A 15,268-nucleotide genomic window follows, 5' to 3' on the forward strand; every position below is an offset into this window, starting at 1 on the left:
GCATGAAAATTGAAAATAATAAAGAAATAAGGGTAAATGATACATTAAAACATGTTAATTTTAATTTTTTCAATTTTTAATATCAAAAGATAAATATAAAAATAATAGTATAGTAATAATTCAATCACTATACTATTATACTCACGATAAAAAATTCACATTAGATCTTTTTTCTACATATTATTATTTGTAATTTCATCAATTTTTCTAGCAATATTTTTTACACTTTCTCCTGATTTACTTAGATTATTAGTATATATTAATAACATATAATCTTTATCTCCAAATACTATAGCCGTATCGTGATAGTTTGTTTCGATAGCCCCATACTTACTTGCTATTTTCTTATCCGGGATACCATCTTTAATCCATTCTCCATCTTCTGAATCTTCAAGATATTTCATTAATTCTGGATATTTATCACGTTCTTTATACAATTTAGTCCAAACTAACTCCATCATTTCTGGGGTAATTCTATTATTTTGAGCTTCTTCTTGTGGTAATTTTGCTCCAAGCCCAGTAAGATATTTAACTACTAGATCAGTTGCTGTTGCACTATTACCTATTAACATATTTGTAGCAGTATTGTCAGAATATTGAATCATATTTTGTATTACATATTCTAATTTATAGCTATCTTTCTTTTTATTATTAGTTATTTGACCATTTCCCTCTTCAAAGTACTTCTCATTATATGAAATATCCAAATCTTTGGATATTTCATCATTTCTGATACGATCATATATCCTCATAGCATACACCACTTTAATCGTACTAGCTGCTGTGAAATAATGTTTATCTCCTTGAGCATATCTGTATCCTGTAGAAAAATTTTTATAAACAATACCTATTTCATTATTCCCCTTATATTTCTCTATTAAATTTTCCATCGATTCATTTAATTCTATCTCACTGAGTTTTTTATTCTCAATCACTGGTTCTTCTTGTTTGTTTTCTTCCTGTTGAGCTTCTTGTTGGGCAAGTTCCTGCTGTTTAATAGCATCTTTCTTAGCTTTTATATGCCCACCTGCTGAAAATACTCCATAAATAATTAAAATCACTGCTGTTGATTCAATTATAAACTTTAAAAATTTTTTCCAAGTTCTTTTCACTACTTTACTCACATCCTTTATCTGTAGTTTTCTTATACTAGTTTACTACATATCAACTGTTTTAACAATAATATCTCCAAAATATTCTTAAAATAAGACTTATATTCATTAAAAAGTACTCACTTTTATAATAACATCGTTGAAAGTTTTTTAAATCATTAAAAGAGTAATTCACTATTGTTTTGAATTACTCTTCTATAAACTTTACATATTGGTTTTCAAATAAAAATCTTGCTCAGATATTTTTGAAAAACCCATATTTTCATACATATATTTTGGAGTATCATTAGCATCAACTACCAAAATAACATTTTCTTTTCGCTCACTATTTATCGCAAAACTAATAACATGTTTAGCAATTCCACGATTTCTATATTCGGGTGCTATGTATAGATTATCTATCTCAAAGAAATTATTTTTTACAATAATATTAGCAGAGCCGATTATCTTTTCTCCGTCTTTGGCTACAAGCTGTTTGATACTTTCTGATCTTATATTTTCATAAAGCAAAGTCTGATTATGTTCAGCCCATTCTTCATTACTAGCTTCAATATCTATTTTGTATTGAAATTTCAAATATCTATTTAAATCTACTTTTTGTAGATATTCAACATTATAGTCCGTTACCTCTTGTTCTACAAAATTTCTAATATTCAAATAGTATAAATTCAAATTTATTTCACTAAAACTTTCCTTTTTTAAATATCTCTTTAGTTTTCTAGATAATGTAACATTTTCCATTGCTGCTAAATGAATAAAATTTACTCCCTTATCTCTAAAAAAGTTTCTACAAGAGGAAATATAATATTCTAGTTCATCTACAGTAATAGGTTCTTTTTTCATTAATAGATAATTTCCACTAAAATATAATTTTGATTTTAGTGTTTGATAAATTACATAACTATCTGTCTCAACTACCGACTTCGCTTTTGAATAGATATCTTTAAAACTATAATCCATAACTATCACCTCCTATTCTTTGTATATTGTCCATTATTAATGATGACCGTGTGGACCATGGTGGTGTTCAAAATGATTTATTATTTCAAGTACTCTTGGACTTCCAGTTAAATCATAAACATTTCTTAGAGTTTCCATATACGTTGGATCATCATGTAAAATATCAAAATATGTAACGACTTCTTCTTCAACAAAATCAATATAATCTTCCTCTTCTGACAGAGCATTTAAAGCCACACCCAAAAGAATTGGATCATCTTTTATTAATGAGTTTCCATTATATAAATCGTAGATTTTTTCGTATTCATATAGTGATTTAAGTGCATTTATAGCGATAAACAATGTTTCTTCTGAGATACCCTGTACTGTTAATACTTCTTGCATTAGAGTACGAATATTATCGTATTGTTGGTCATCTTTGTATAATGAAATTAAGTGTAGATAAGCACTAATAGCCATTCCCTGTAACTCAATATATTTTTCTAAATATTTTTTTGCTTCCTCACCTTTTGACATATGTCCTAAGTGCAAGTAAGCCTCAGTGAAGTCAGGATTAATAGAAATAGTTTTTAACAAATGTATTTTTGAGTTTTCCAAATTCTGAACTTGATTATAAGCAAACGCTAATGAAAACAGAATTTCTGCATCCTCATACCCTCTCCCATTTTGATTATAGAAGTCAATAGCCTCTTCAAATAATCCTAATGCATATAAGTTATCGAATGCAGTTTGAAAGTTTTCTAAAGATGGTTCTTCATAAAAAATTCTCTCACTTAAGTCTCTAGCTTTATCTTCTCTTCCTGTTGTTAAGTAGATTCCTACTAACTCTTTATCAATTGCACGAATGGCCTCATCAAAATCCGTAACTGCTCTAGCTGCTAAGAACTTGTCTTCAGCAATTTCATATAGTTCATCTTCTAAATATATCAAACCTTCTTGATATAGAATCGAAGGTGTTTTTGGCGAATTGTATAATACTACTAAAGCATCATCTTTCTTATCTAGATATAGGAGATTATGTACATATCCTTCAATTGCCATATCTTCTTCTCTATTTTGTTCATAAATAATTCTAGACAATTCTAAACATTCATCAAATAATCCATTATCTAAAAGTACTGTACGAAACTCCTCTTGTTGCTCTCTATCTAAAGCAGAAAAATCTATATCTTTCAATTCCTCTAAAAATTGTTGTATATCCATCTAATTATCTCTCCTTGCTAATCTATTCATAATAAAAGTCAATTCATTTTTTACAGTACATTCAATATTATCGATACTCTTCTGAGCTTTTTCTAAATATCTTCTACTTACATTTAATGTTTCTGATAAAACTTTTTCATTATTTCTTATACAATTTATTATTTTTTCTTTTTCTCCACTACTCGTATCTTTTGTAAAATTATAAAATAGCTCTGGTTTTTCTTCCTTGGCTAATAAGGCTGGTAATGTAATGTTACCATTCATTAAATCTTGTCCTACTTCTTTGCCAAGATTTTGTGCTCCTCCTACAAAATCAAGATAGTCATCAATTATCTGATAACTCATTCCCAAATAATAACCATATGAAAAAGCACTTCTTATATCTTCGTCAGAAGCATTCGCGACTATACTCCCTGCTACACAAGCGAAAGCTATTAATATCGCGGTCTTTCTCTTAATTTTTTTTAGATAATCTAGTCTTCTAGTTTTAATATCGTATAAGCCATCCGCTTGAATAAGCTCACCTATACATAGTTCTTTAAGTGTTTGTGCTAAATATAAATGTATTTTCTCATTATCAAACTTAGTAACTTCTTTTAAAACTACAGAAAATAAATAATCCCCTACTCGAAGAGCAAACTCATTGCTATATTTTTTATTCATCGTAACACTACCACGTCTAGTATCAGCATCGTCAATAATATCATCATGAATTAAACTAGCAGTATGAATTATTTCAACTATACTAGCCATTCTAATGATGTCTTTCTTATTTAGTTCAAAATCTCCTAATTTAGCACACACAAGTAAAAGAAGTACTCTAACCCTTTTACCTCCATTTAGAAAATATTTCTTAACAATCTCATCTAATTGTTCATTATTACTTCTAGTAATTTCGAAAATATCTTCTAATACCTCATGCACCAACGTATCATACTGTTTTAACATTTTATTCTCCATTAACTTAAACAAAGGTTACCATTTTACTATCAAACTCTTGAAATTCAACATTATAAAAGTCAAACCAAGTCTTTATAACACTTAGATAAAATTCATTCTCACTAATTTCTTTAGCTATTAGCTGTAAGTATCCTCTCTGCATAGTTTCTGTAAGATTAGCCAACTTATCTAAACTACCTACCAATAAACTATAATACTCAAAACTAAAATAATCACCAAGTAAAAGTGATTTTGATTCAATATTATCACCTTCTAATTTATGACTATCAATTGAACTAAGTGCACAAAAAATTGCTGTATTATATAATTCATTATCAAAATTATATTTTTCTATAAAAGAAGTAATATTTAATTTTTCTATTAATCTTTCATTATAATTATATTTTTTCATAGTAAATCCTTCATTTTTTATCTTTATAAATTATACCACAATATCGTGATTAATTAAAATTTGATTAACTAAATTTCACATAAAAAATTTTATATATTAAATATTCATTAAGATAATAAAAAAGAGTAATCTTAAAATCATGACTCTAAGAAAATCATAATTTTAAAATTACTCTAAAGTATATGTTTTTTTATAATATTTCTATACATTTATCAAAAATAGATAGCTATATTTTTTCTGAAACTATTTCTTCATCATTATTTTTTAATATTTTTATGGTATTAATTTCACCTAATAATATTAAAAACATTATTAATGTAAGAATTGCTTTATTTTAATTTATCCTTACAGATAACTAACTGTTTCTTGATATTGATCAGATCTTTCTTTTCTAACAAATAGCATGATTGCTACTATAAAGTAAAATAGATATACAGGAACTAATAGTCCTACTGTTCCAACAGCCACTACAATCGCTAACACTAAGAAAAGTACTCCAGATAAAATACGTTTTTTCATTAAGAATGTCGCTAATAATGCAAATACAACTAATACGATTAATAAAACTGAATATATCTTAAGCCCTTGAATCGTATAATCAAGAAGTTGTTCAGCCGATAAATTTACTCCATTAGGATTTTTAGCAAGTTCATCTTTAAAAAGATTTAAAAATTCTTGGTTATCTTTTAAAACTGAAATCTTAAAGAATGAGCCATACGCTAAAAATCCTGTTATTACTATTAATATAATATTAGCAATCCACGCCAATACTTTTTCTACTGTTCTTTTGAATGGTTTCATAATAAACCCTCCTTCTATAAAATCAAAGGATTTCCCTTTTTACTAATTATAACATAAAACGTTATCATATTACAATGAAAATTAAATTAATTTACAAATTTTATAGCAAAATAACAATCTTTATAATTTACTAATTAGAGATATCAATTATCCTCTTTTTTAATCTTTCACTTTACTATTATTTAGATATTTTTTATAAAATAATATATGGCATAACCCTACAAAAATGAATAAACCAAATAAATATAATATCTCCCTTGTAATTTGATAATCATCAATCGTTAACATAGTGATAATTAAAAGGGTTATTACCTCAACACAGTAAAAAATAACTGCTATAATCCTCTGAATTCTATTCAATTTTTTCAGTGATATTTTCACATTTTCAACAACCCCAATTAGAAAATCAAAAAATACATCAAACATAGTTTTCCTCTCCTTTATGTTAAATACCTCTTTTTAATTTCGATTAACTATAATATTTTTATATTTATCAAATAAATTATAATTTTTTCTGTAACACTTAATCATATAGTTACATTCTACTTTATAACAAAAAAATAATCCCTCAAATCATTTGATTTAAAGGATTACTATTGATTTAATGTCGTTCATCTAGCGTAAAGCGAACTTCAATCTTGAAGATTCCATCTTCTGGCGCATATGCTCGAATAGTTTCTTTGTGTTTTTCTGCGATAAGTTGTGCCATAGATAATCCTATACCATAACCTTTTATCGCACTATTTCTAGATTCATCTAATCTATAGAAACGATTAAAAACTTTACTTAAATCACCTTTTTTTACATCCGCCTTATTAGAAACCTTTAAAATAGCATACTTTCTATGTTTATTAAAACAGACTCGTATATCACTATCTTCGGGTGCGTACTTAATAGCATTTTCCAATAATATATCCATTAGCTGTATTATAGAATCTTTTTCACCATAATAATTCAAATTATGTCCTATATCTGTTACAATATATTTTTTTTGAAAATTAGCCAATTCATCAAAATCCTCAATTCTCGACTTCAAAACCTCAGTTAAATTAAAATGTGTTCTTTCTACGGTATCTTTTTCTTCCATTCGGCTAAATATTACCAAACTATTTACTAAACTGGTTAATCGGTCAACTTGGTTATGAATATTTTGAAGCCACTTTGAGTCTCCATTTTCCATCTCTAATACATCCGCATTAGAACTAATAATTGCTAATGGTGTTTTCAATTCATGACTGGCTCCCGTTATAAATTGTTTTTGCTTTATATACGTTTCCTGTATTGGTGCTATTACTCTTTTAGAAACTAAAACGAGTAAAATAAATACCGATATTATTACTCCTATAGAAATTAAGATACTATTTGTTACAAATGAGGCATTAGAATCTAGTTCACGTTGACAATTTAAAAATAATATTAAGTTTCCTACATTTGTTTCAACTTTTAAGAATCTATAACTACCTATAAATCCACTAGTTTTACCATTTTTTAATGCCTCTGTCACTTTATCTTGTAAAGCATCTTGATTAGGTAATAAAGAATCATCACGATACGCTTTAATTATTTTCCCAAAATTATCTACTTTTGCAATAGAAAAACCATTGTAATCAGTTGCACTAGAAGAATTTTTAGTAATTATTAAATCATCTCCGTCTTCTTTAAAAATTCTTATCAAAGCTTCTGATTTTGATGCATCCAATAATGTGCTATCTATTCTTTCTTCAAGTTTATTAAAATTTATAAAATTTAAAGCGACAGCAAGTATTGCTATAACAACAGCTACGCTACCTATAGCAGTCGTTATAAATTTCTTTCTAAGACTCTTAAACATCTAACATCTCCAATGTATACCCTACATTCCTTGTTGCTTTAATATGAATATTGGCATCTAATGCTTTCAGTTTTTTTCTTAAGTAAGAAATATTAACCCACACAACGTTAATTTCTGAATCACTATCATAACCCCAAATTCGTTCCAGAAATTGTTCAGTTTGAATTACATTACCCGGATTTCTCATCAACATTTCCATCATTTGATATTCTTTATTAGATAATCTTACCTTATCTTTTTCTGTAGCTAATTCGAATGTATACTTACTTAAAGTAACATTCCCAAGTTCTAAAACATTACTCGTAAATGTAGCTTGTCTTCTCGTCATTGAACGTACTCGAGCTAACAATTCTCTCGTAACAAATGGTTTAGTTAAGTAATCATCTGCACCACTATCTAACCCGTATACTTTATCTTCAATTTCTGATTTAGCTGTAAGTAATAATACCGGTGTATTCTTTTTATTTTCTCTTAATTTTTTTACTACTGTTACTCCATCCATCTGTGGCATCATAACATCTAAAATTGCACCATCATAATCATCTAACATAAGATAATCTAATGCATCTTGTCCATTATTTACTACATCGACAGAATAATTATTATGTTTTAACATTGCTTCTAACGCATCTGCTAAATCTTTCTCGTCCTCGGCTAATAGTAACCTCATAGTTTTCCACTCCTAACTATATTTTCATGTTATAAGTATCTTCAATTAATTACATTATATAAAAACTAACTAAAATCAAGTTTAAACAATCATGTAAGATAAAAAATCATACACTTACCTATTTTTAAATTTTTCCACTTACATTTTACTGTATTTTGCCTATACATGTCAAAATAAATGGCTAATGTTTTCTTCACGCTAACTAATACTAATAATTATTATTTTTTTCCTATAAGTAATCCACTTTGAATAAAAGCCTTCATTTCTTTACCGTAACCCCATTTTTCTGCATACTCATCTGTTACATCTGAATTTATAATCTGAAATTTTGTGAAACCAGCTTTTTTAATTATCTCAATCATCTCTTCTTCCAGAAGAGCACCCGCAACTCAAGTACAGTGCATTTTGTTAGAATTTTTCCATTCTAACGGTAGTTCCTTTTTCAAAATAATATCAGATATTACAAACATACCATCTTCTTTTAATATGCGATATATTTCATCATATACTTTTTGTTTATCCGGTTCTAGATTAATAACACAGTTACTAATAACTCTATCAACGGACTCATTTTTTAATGGTATATTTATTAGCTCACCTTTGATAAACTCTATATTATCAAATCCTTTATTATCACGAGCTCTTTTAGCTTTATCTAGCATAGAATCTAATCTGTCTAAGCCATAGAGCGTTCCTACTTTTGGATTTTTTATTTTTGTAATAAAAATATCCATTCCTGCTCCACATCCTAAATCTATTAAGGATTGTCCTTCTTTGATTTTCAAGTGATTAATCGGATTTCCACAAGAAAGTCCCATATTTATTTCATCAGGAAATTCATTTATTATTTTTTCATCATATCCTAGTGATTTACTTAGTTGTTTAGGATTAATTTTTGTCTTTTGCTTATTTTTAGAAATATTATCATAAAAGTTATCAACTGATAATCTTATTTTAATATTATTTTGCATACTTACACCAACTCTTTTTATTATATGTTATTAATCTTATCATAAAAAACTATAATTTTCTATATGATTCCCCATAAAAAATAAGCCCTAATTAGGACTTATTTTTTCTTCTATATTAAGTTATTGTATTCCTCTTCAGTTAGATAACTTGAAATTGCACCTGTTTTTGTAGTTGTTAAACTAGCGTAATTTGTCGCAAATGTTGCCATTTGTGCTAAATCTTCTTCAGAAATGTTATTAAAATCTTCATGATTTAATAATTTTGATAAGAATGAACCAGCAAAAGCATCCCCTGCACCAGTAGTATCAATAGCTTTTATATCAGGTATTTCAGTTACTACCTTGTGATTTTCATAATAAACTTCCGCACCATGTTCTCCTTTAGTATAAAGAACAACTTTCATATGGCTAAAGTCTTTTTTCAATGCTTCTTCGATATTAGTAGTTCCTGTTAAGAATTCTAATTCATTATCAGCAACTTTAATTACATCAACATAAGGTAAGAATTCTTTAATAGTTTCAAGATACACCTTATGATCATCCCAAAGATTGAATCGTAAATTAACATCAAAAGAAATTAACACTCCCGCTTCTTTAGCTTTTTTCAGTAATAAATGATGGCTATCTTTTGATTCTTCTTGAATTGCAATACTTGCAAAGTGAATTGCTTCAATTTCAGATAAATCAACTTTTTTAACATCTTCCCTACTAATTCTTAACGTTGATGAACCTTTGAAGTAAAAACTAAATGAGCGGTCTCCAGTTTCATCTAAAGAAACAAATGCTAATGGTGTAAAACTATCAGCTTTACGACTTACATATTTACAGTCTACATTCTCATTTTTTAAAGTATTTTCTAGAAAATCACCAAAACCATCTTGTCCAAGTGATGTTAATAAGTAACTCTTATGCCCTAGTTTTTGTGTAACGCAAGCCACGTTAGCTACGCATCCACCAGCCTCTTTTTTAAACGATTTTACTTTATCGATTGTTCCTACATCTTCTCCGATAAAGTCAATTAGCATTTCTCCTATACATAAAACTGCCATTTTAGTTCTCCTCTCTAATTTCGATTGCTCCAAGTTCTTTTGTTAAATAATCAGTGGCTGAGATATTAACATTGTGATTTTCTGGATAAAATCTTGTTGAAAGTGCAAAAGATCCATCGTTTGCGAATAATTCAATAGATGAACTATCAAATACTATTTCTACATTTTTTAAATCCAGTTTATATTTTCTATCATCTCTTCCATAACCACTAGTACCAAAAGAAACTTTTAATTCCTTGTTATCATAGCTTACTTTAAAATCAGCTACACTAATTTCAAACTTATTGCCATGTTCTTGTTTATAATACCATGTATTTTTGTTAAAGTCATTAGTTTTAATATCATTACCTAATAAATCTTTTACTGATTTGTGTAACGTTTGTCTAACTTTACCATCTTTGTAATTTACTACACGCGGAACAGTTAGACAGTTTTGATAACCAAACTTCGTAGTCGGATTAGTATAGCTACTATCTGGTACATACATCCAACCGATAAGCACACGATTATCATCTTCATCTAGAAATGTTTGCGATGCATAAAAATCATGCCCATAATCTAATAATGTGAAGTTATCTAATTTATCAACATTCTCAATTCCCTCTTCAACTACAGAATATCCAATTTGATACATATTTCCATAATTTGGATACATTCTTGTAATACCTTGAGGTGAAAACATAAATATTTCTTTTCCATCTACTTCGAAATAATCTGGACATTCCCACATGAACCCTAGATTTTTTTCTGAGTAAATAGTTTTATATGGTTTAAGAGTATCCTTATCGAATACTAATAAACATCCATAATCATTGCTATCTCTAGCTCCAAGAACTAGATAGTTTTTTCCATTTTTTTCAAATATCTTTGGATCCCTAACATGATTTGACATATTAGGATAATCATCTGTTGTTAACAGACATTTTTTCTCAGTAAAATTAATTCCATCTTCCGTTTCAAAAGATATGGTATTATGACCACGTCCTTCATGAACGTAGTCATAATCACCTTTATATTTCACATTTCCTGTGTAATAGAAGACTAGTTTTCCATCTTCTATATTGGCACTTCCTGAATAAACACCACTCTTTTCTTCTTCTATTGTTGGTGTAAGGAATACGCCACGATCTTCATAATTTTTTAGGTCACTACTAGTATAGTAATACCATAATTTTAATCCGCCTTCCACTTCATATGAATATTGATGAAAAATATGATATTTACCTTTAAAGTAGGCTAATCCATTCGGATCATTAAGCCAACCCTTAGTAGGTTCTAAATGAAGATTTTGTTTCCAGTTATTAGCTAGCATTTACAAGTTCCTTCTTAGTTTTGAAGAAGTATGCTGTTACTGAGAATGAAACGATGAATGATAATGCTAAACCAATACCAAATGTTGACCAGTGGTTAGCAGGAATTGATAAGAATCCTGGAAGACCTGCCGCTCCTAATGCTGATGCAAATACTTTGTTTAATCCAATCCATGCACTTCCTACCGCACTTCCTGCAATAGCTCCGTAGAATGGATATCTAAGTCTTAAGTTAACCCCGAACATAGCTGGCTCTGTAATACCTAATAATGCAGAAATTCCAGATGCTGATGAGATTGATTTCATTTTTGTGTTTTTAGAGAATACTAATACTGCAAGAACCGCTGCACCTTGCGCTACGTTAGACATAGATGCGATTGGGAAGATAAATGTTAATCCTGTTGCAGCTAGTAATTGAGTTTCGATAGCTGAGAAGCTTTGGTGTAATCCAGTGATTACGATTGGTGCGTAGAATAAACCGAAAATACCTGCTCCTACGAATCCACCTTGCATGTATAACCATTGTAATCCTTCACCTAATAAAGTACCAGCTTCACGAAGTACAGGTCCCATCCATGCGAATGTTACAAATCCAGTCACGAATAATGAAACTAATGGTGTAGTTAAGTTGTCTAACCATGATGGCGTTACACGACGTAAGAATTTTTCAATTGTCGCTAATAACCAAGCAGCTGCAAGAATTGGTAATACCGTTCCTTGGTATCCTACTTTAGCGATCTTAAATCCAAATACATCCCAGTATTGAAGAGATGTAAGTCTTTGTAGACCTTCAACTGCTTGACCACTTTGGTTAACGATATCTAAAGCTGGAGCAAGAAGTTGGTTTGTAGATGGATCTAATTTACCAAATACATAGAAATTCATTACATCTGGGTGAACCATTAACATCGCTAGTGCAGCACCTAGATATGGATTACCACCAAAACGTTTAGTAGCAGAGAAACCAATTAATACAGGTAAGAATACGAACGGTGCATTAGCAAATACGTTAACCATATCTGCAAGACCTGCAATACCTGGATTAGCTTCAATAACAGACTTACCAGTATAGAATAAATCTTTCGCTGTTAAGACATTATTAATCCCCATTAAAAGACCACCAGCAACGATTGCTGGAATGATAGGAACGAAAATATCACTTAACATTTTTACAAAACGTTGTAGTGGATTTCCTTTTGGTTTTTTAGAAGTAGTTTTTTCTCCTTCTTCTTCACTAGAAGCTCCACCTTTATATACTTCATTATATTTAGCATATACTTGTTGAACAAGACCACTTCCGAAGATTAATTGAAGCTGACCGTTGTTAAAGAATACACCTTTAACACCTTCGATGTCTTCTAATTTTTCTTTATTATATTTTTTCTCATCGTTTAATTCTAAACGAAGACGAGTTGCACAGTGAACAACAGAGCGTAAGTTTTCCTCACCACCACTATGTTCTACAACTTCTTTTACAACTTTTTTTAAGTCCATAGTTCTTTCTCCTTTTTATTTTTTGAATTTTATATAATGACTCTTAACATTTACCAAACAACGATGGTAACGTTACTTTTTTATTTTAACTCACATACGAAAGTTTGTCAACAAAAAAAAGTAACGTTACCACAGACGTTTTAATAATTATTTATTTTCTTGCTTGGAAATCTTATTTTTGATATAATCTAATAGCAAAAAATACTTTAGAAAGTGAGCATTTAATGAATTTCAAAATTTATAATCTATTTTCTAATGTTCTTAAAAATATAAATCGCTATAAGTTTACCTATATATCAATTGCAGCTATAATTCAGCTACTCCTTGTCTGTGGTTTATGGGTTATTGCTAGAATTTTTCAACTTGCCCTTACCCTCGCAGGAGAAGAACATTTAGATAAAAATAATATTCTAAGTATACTAACAAATCCATATAGTTTCTTAATATTAAATATTCTTATACTTATAGTAGCATTTTTAATGTTTATAGAATTTTCTCTTCTTACTTTTACTATATATGGGCAACTAACCGATAGACAATATTCATATCGTAGTATATTAAATAATGCATGGGATAAAACAAAAAATCTAGCTGGTTTTCAAACTCTATTTTTTATTATTTATTTTATAATAACTATTCCTACAATAAATCTAGGTGTAAGATCAGTTCTCGCTAAAAATCTATTTATCCCTAAATTTATTAGCAGTGAAATAATGAAAACTAACAGTGGTCTTATCATTTGGGGAATAGTAATGATATTTTTTGCCTATCTTAATCTTAGATTAATTTTCACACTTCCTCTTACTGCTGTCGGAGACGAAAAGATTCTAGATAGTATAAAAACCAGCTGGAAACTAACAAAAACTGGAAAAAGAAAACTATTATTCACTATGTTCCTATTTGAAACAATATATATTGCATTAGCAGGTGTTTTTATCGCTATAATAACATTTATATGTATGTATTTTGATAGGAATGGAAATAATACCATTGTACAAACTCTATTTTTCTCATTGATTAGTGCTATTATTTTCTTTCTTGGAGTAATTTCAAAAGTAACAGTTATTACTATACTAATAACCGTTTTAATAGAACAAAATGAAATTTCTGAAAAGCTAGTTAATAACCTTAACGAAAATAAGAAAAAATCAAGATTAGTAGCAACCCTTACTACTATCATAATTATTAGTGCGACTCTTATTAATGGTTTTAATATTCATGGAAATGGAGTTAACAAAAATATTGAAACAGTAGCTCACCGTGGATATGTTACTAAAGGTGTAGAAAATTCAATCGAATCTCTTGTAGGTGCTTCAAAAGCAGGTGCCAATTACGTAGAATTAGATATACTACTAACTAAAGATAATAAGTTTATAGTTATGCATGATTATAACCTTAAAAGATTAACGGGAATTAATAGACGAGTTCAAGACATGAACTTCGATGAGGTTGTTGGTCTACAAATAAAACAAGGAGACCATACTAGTAAAATACCTTCTTTAGAAGAATTTGTAAATAAAGCTAAGGATTTAAATATGAATCTAGTAATAGAACTAAAACCTCATGGTGGTGAACCAAGTAACTACGTCGACATTCTTATTGAAGAAATAAAAAGATTAAAACTTGAAAATTATAAATTCATGTCACTTAATTCTAAAGTTATGGAAGAACTTGAAACAAAGGCACCAAATTTAGAAACTGGTTATGTAATCCCTCTTCAATTTGGAAACTTCCATCAAAGTATTGTCGACTTTTTCGTAATAGAAGACTTCTCATACAGAGATCGTCTAGTAGAACAAGCTAAAAAACAAAACAAAAAAGTTTTTGTCTGGACAATAAATGATCCAGCTTTAATTACTAGATACTTACAAAGCCCTGCAGATGGTATTATTACCGATGAACCTGAACTTGTAAAAGAAGAAAAAAATATCTTGGAAAATAACTACTCATATTACGATAAAATATTAAGACTAATAAATTTCAGCTAAAAATCATTTTTTGATTTTTAGCCTTTTATTATACTAATTTCACGAAATATCTCAACGCTCTAATAAATTGTGCTGTGTGTGATATCTCGTTATCACACTAAAAAACAAACTTTAACAATTTAACCTCCTCTTGTTCCTATAGCTTTTGTTTATGTAACGTCAAATAGTAAACAATAATTCATATATATAATCTGAATATAATATCAGAAGGCTATATAATCAGTAATTCATTAAAATCCTTTTTCTTACCATATTAATTTCACTAAGAATAATATTTTTTCAATATTAAAAAAATTAATTAATAATCCTATAACCACTGGAGTTCCTTAAGCTACTTCATCTAAACATTCATTTTATTCTCGAATAATCAACACTATAGCTTTAGTAAATAATTGTCATCAAACCTTAAATAATTCCAAAACTAGCCTATACCACTTTTCCTATTAAAACAAGACAATTAATTATACATGATACACCTAAATTACTATTTCTTCTCCAGTTAAGTTTCCATAATTTACACTACATATA

At 28.6% G+C, this 15,268-nt stretch carries 15 protein-coding genes; 1 reads left to right on the forward strand and 14 read right to left on the reverse strand.

What is annotated here, in order from left to right; genetic code table 11:
* Positions 1–173 precede the first annotated feature (173 nt).
* The 14 genes from ACWOBP_RS04135 to ACWOBP_RS04200 all read right to left on the reverse strand — a co-directional run bounded on the left by ACWOBP_RS04135 (position 174) and on the right by ACWOBP_RS04200 (position 12,752).
* Positions 174–1,112 (reverse strand): serine hydrolase, encoded by a 939-nt coding sequence (locus ACWOBP_RS04135; RefSeq protein ID WP_455337584.1) that lies wholly within the window; start codon positions 1,110–1,112, stop codon positions 174–176.
* Between the two features lie 204 nt (positions 1,113–1,316).
* A complete protein-coding gene (locus ACWOBP_RS04140; protein ID WP_455337585.1) occupies positions 1,317–2,072 on the reverse strand; it encodes a GNAT family N-acetyltransferase in 756 nt (251 codons plus the stop codon).
* A gap of 36 nt (positions 2,073–2,108) precedes the next feature.
* Entirely contained in the window at positions 2,109–3,275 is a 1,167-nt protein-coding gene (locus ACWOBP_RS04145; protein WP_455337586.1) for a tetratricopeptide repeat protein, read from the reverse strand.
* Entirely contained in the window at positions 3,276–4,223 is a 948-nt protein-coding gene (locus ACWOBP_RS04150; RefSeq protein WP_455337587.1) for a polyprenyl synthetase family protein, read from the reverse strand.
* Positions 4,224–4,239: 16 nt separating this feature from the next.
* Positions 4,240–4,626, reverse strand: a complete 387-nt coding sequence (locus tag ACWOBP_RS04155) for a hypothetical protein (RefSeq protein WP_455337588.1) — start codon at positions 4,624–4,626, stop codon at positions 4,240–4,242.
* 345 nt (positions 4,627–4,971) lie between these two features.
* Positions 4,972–5,427 (reverse strand): DUF4064 domain-containing protein, encoded by a 456-nt coding sequence (locus tag ACWOBP_RS04160; RefSeq protein WP_455337589.1) that lies wholly within the window; start codon positions 5,425–5,427, stop codon positions 4,972–4,974.
* Positions 5,428–5,586: 159 nt separating this feature from the next.
* Positions 5,587–5,853 (reverse strand): hypothetical protein, encoded by a 267-nt coding sequence (locus ACWOBP_RS04165; protein WP_455337590.1) that lies wholly within the window; start codon positions 5,851–5,853, stop codon positions 5,587–5,589.
* 175 nt (positions 5,854–6,028) lie between these two features.
* On the reverse strand, positions 6,029–7,258 hold the full coding sequence (locus ACWOBP_RS04170) for a sensor histidine kinase (protein ID WP_455337591.1): 1,230 nt from the start codon (positions 7,256–7,258) through the stop codon (positions 6,029–6,031).
* Entirely contained in the window at positions 7,251–7,928 is a 678-nt protein-coding gene (locus tag ACWOBP_RS04175) for a response regulator transcription factor (RefSeq protein ID WP_455337592.1), read from the reverse strand. Before ACWOBP_RS04175 ends, ACWOBP_RS04170 begins: the two co-directional genes overlap by 8 nt.
* A 218-nt stretch (positions 7,929–8,146) precedes the next feature.
* Positions 8,147–8,290 carry a methyltransferase gene (locus ACWOBP_RS04180; protein ID WP_455337593.1) on the reverse strand — a complete coding sequence of 48 codons (144 nt, stop codon included), beginning with the start codon at positions 8,288–8,290 and terminating at the stop codon, positions 8,147–8,149.
* Positions 8,291–8,317: 27 nt separating this feature from the next.
* A complete protein-coding gene (locus ACWOBP_RS04185) occupies positions 8,318–8,899 on the reverse strand; it encodes a methyltransferase domain-containing protein (RefSeq protein ID WP_455337594.1) in 582 nt (193 codons plus the stop codon).
* 110 nt (positions 8,900–9,009) lie between these two features.
* Positions 9,010–9,948: a carbohydrate kinase family protein gene (locus ACWOBP_RS04190; RefSeq protein ID WP_455337595.1), complete on the reverse strand. Its 939-nt coding sequence runs from the start codon at positions 9,946–9,948 to the stop codon at positions 9,010–9,012.
* Between the two features lies 1 nt (position 9,949).
* On the reverse strand, positions 9,950–11,260 hold the full coding sequence (locus ACWOBP_RS04195; RefSeq protein ID WP_455337596.1) for a GH32 C-terminal domain-containing protein: 1,311 nt from the start codon (positions 11,258–11,260) through the stop codon (positions 9,950–9,952).
* Positions 11,250–12,752 carry a sucrose-specific PTS transporter subunit IIBC gene (locus ACWOBP_RS04200; RefSeq protein ID WP_455337597.1) on the reverse strand — a complete coding sequence of 501 codons (1,503 nt, stop codon included), beginning with the start codon at positions 12,750–12,752 and terminating at the stop codon, positions 11,250–11,252. The genes ACWOBP_RS04195 and ACWOBP_RS04200 overlap by 11 nt, the downstream gene beginning before the upstream one ends.
* Positions 12,753–12,976: 224 nt before the next feature.
* On the opposite strand from ACWOBP_RS04200, the gene ACWOBP_RS04205 reads away from it, so the two are divergent.
* Positions 12,977–14,740, forward strand: coding sequence for a glycerophosphoryl diester phosphodiesterase membrane domain-containing protein (locus ACWOBP_RS04205; RefSeq protein WP_455337598.1), 1,764 nt, complete (start codon positions 12,977–12,979; stop codon positions 14,738–14,740).
* The last annotated feature ends 528 nt before the right edge of the window (positions 14,741–15,268 follow it).

This window comes from Gemella parahaemolysans (genome assembly GCF_053758945.1).

Excerpts from the sequence above, each read along its gene's own strand:
- ACWOBP_RS04150 (WP_455337587.1), bottom strand. The coding sequence starts at position 4,223 with ATGTTAAAACAGTATGATACGTTGGTGCATGAGGTATTAGAAGATATT.
- ACWOBP_RS04175 (WP_455337592.1), bottom strand. The coding sequence starts at position 7,928 with ATGAGGTTACTATTAGCCGAGGACGAGAAAGATTTAGCAGATGCGTTA.
- ACWOBP_RS04185 (WP_455337594.1), bottom strand. The coding sequence starts at position 8,899 with ATGCAAAATAATATTAAAATAAGATTATCAGTTGATAACTTTTATGAT.
- ACWOBP_RS04160 (WP_455337589.1), bottom strand. The coding sequence starts at position 5,427 with ATGAAACCATTCAAAAGAACAGTAGAAAAAGTATTGGCGTGGATTGCT.
- ACWOBP_RS04145 (WP_455337586.1), bottom strand. The coding sequence starts at position 3,275 with ATGGATATACAACAATTTTTAGAGGAATTGAAAGATATAGATTTTTCT.
- ACWOBP_RS04195 (WP_455337596.1), bottom strand. The coding sequence starts at position 11,260 with ATGCTAGCTAATAACTGGAAACAAAATCTTCATTTAGAACCTACTAAG.
- ACWOBP_RS04155 (WP_455337588.1), bottom strand. The coding sequence starts at position 4,626 with ATGAAAAAATATAATTATAATGAAAGATTAATAGAAAAATTAAATATT.
- ACWOBP_RS04165 (WP_455337590.1), bottom strand. The coding sequence starts at position 5,853 with ATGTTTGATGTATTTTTTGATTTTCTAATTGGGGTTGTTGAAAATGTG.
- ACWOBP_RS04170 (WP_455337591.1), bottom strand. The coding sequence starts at position 7,258 with ATGTTTAAGAGTCTTAGAAAGAAATTTATAACGACTGCTATAGGTAGC.
- ACWOBP_RS04140 (WP_455337585.1), bottom strand. The coding sequence starts at position 2,072 with ATGGATTATAGTTTTAAAGATATCTATTCAAAAGCGAAGTCGGTAGTT.
- ACWOBP_RS04190 (WP_455337595.1), bottom strand. The coding sequence starts at position 9,948 with ATGGCAGTTTTATGTATAGGAGAAATGCTAATTGACTTTATCGGAGAA.
- ACWOBP_RS04180 (WP_455337593.1), bottom strand. The coding sequence starts at position 8,290 with ATGATTGAGATAATTAAAAAAGCTGGTTTCACAAAATTTCAGATTATA.
- ACWOBP_RS04205 (WP_455337598.1), top strand. The coding sequence starts at position 12,977 with ATGAATTTCAAAATTTATAATCTATTTTCTAATGTTCTTAAAAATATA.
- ACWOBP_RS04200 (WP_455337597.1), bottom strand. The coding sequence starts at position 12,752 with ATGGACTTAAAAAAAGTTGTAAAAGAAGTTGTAGAACATAGTGGTGGT.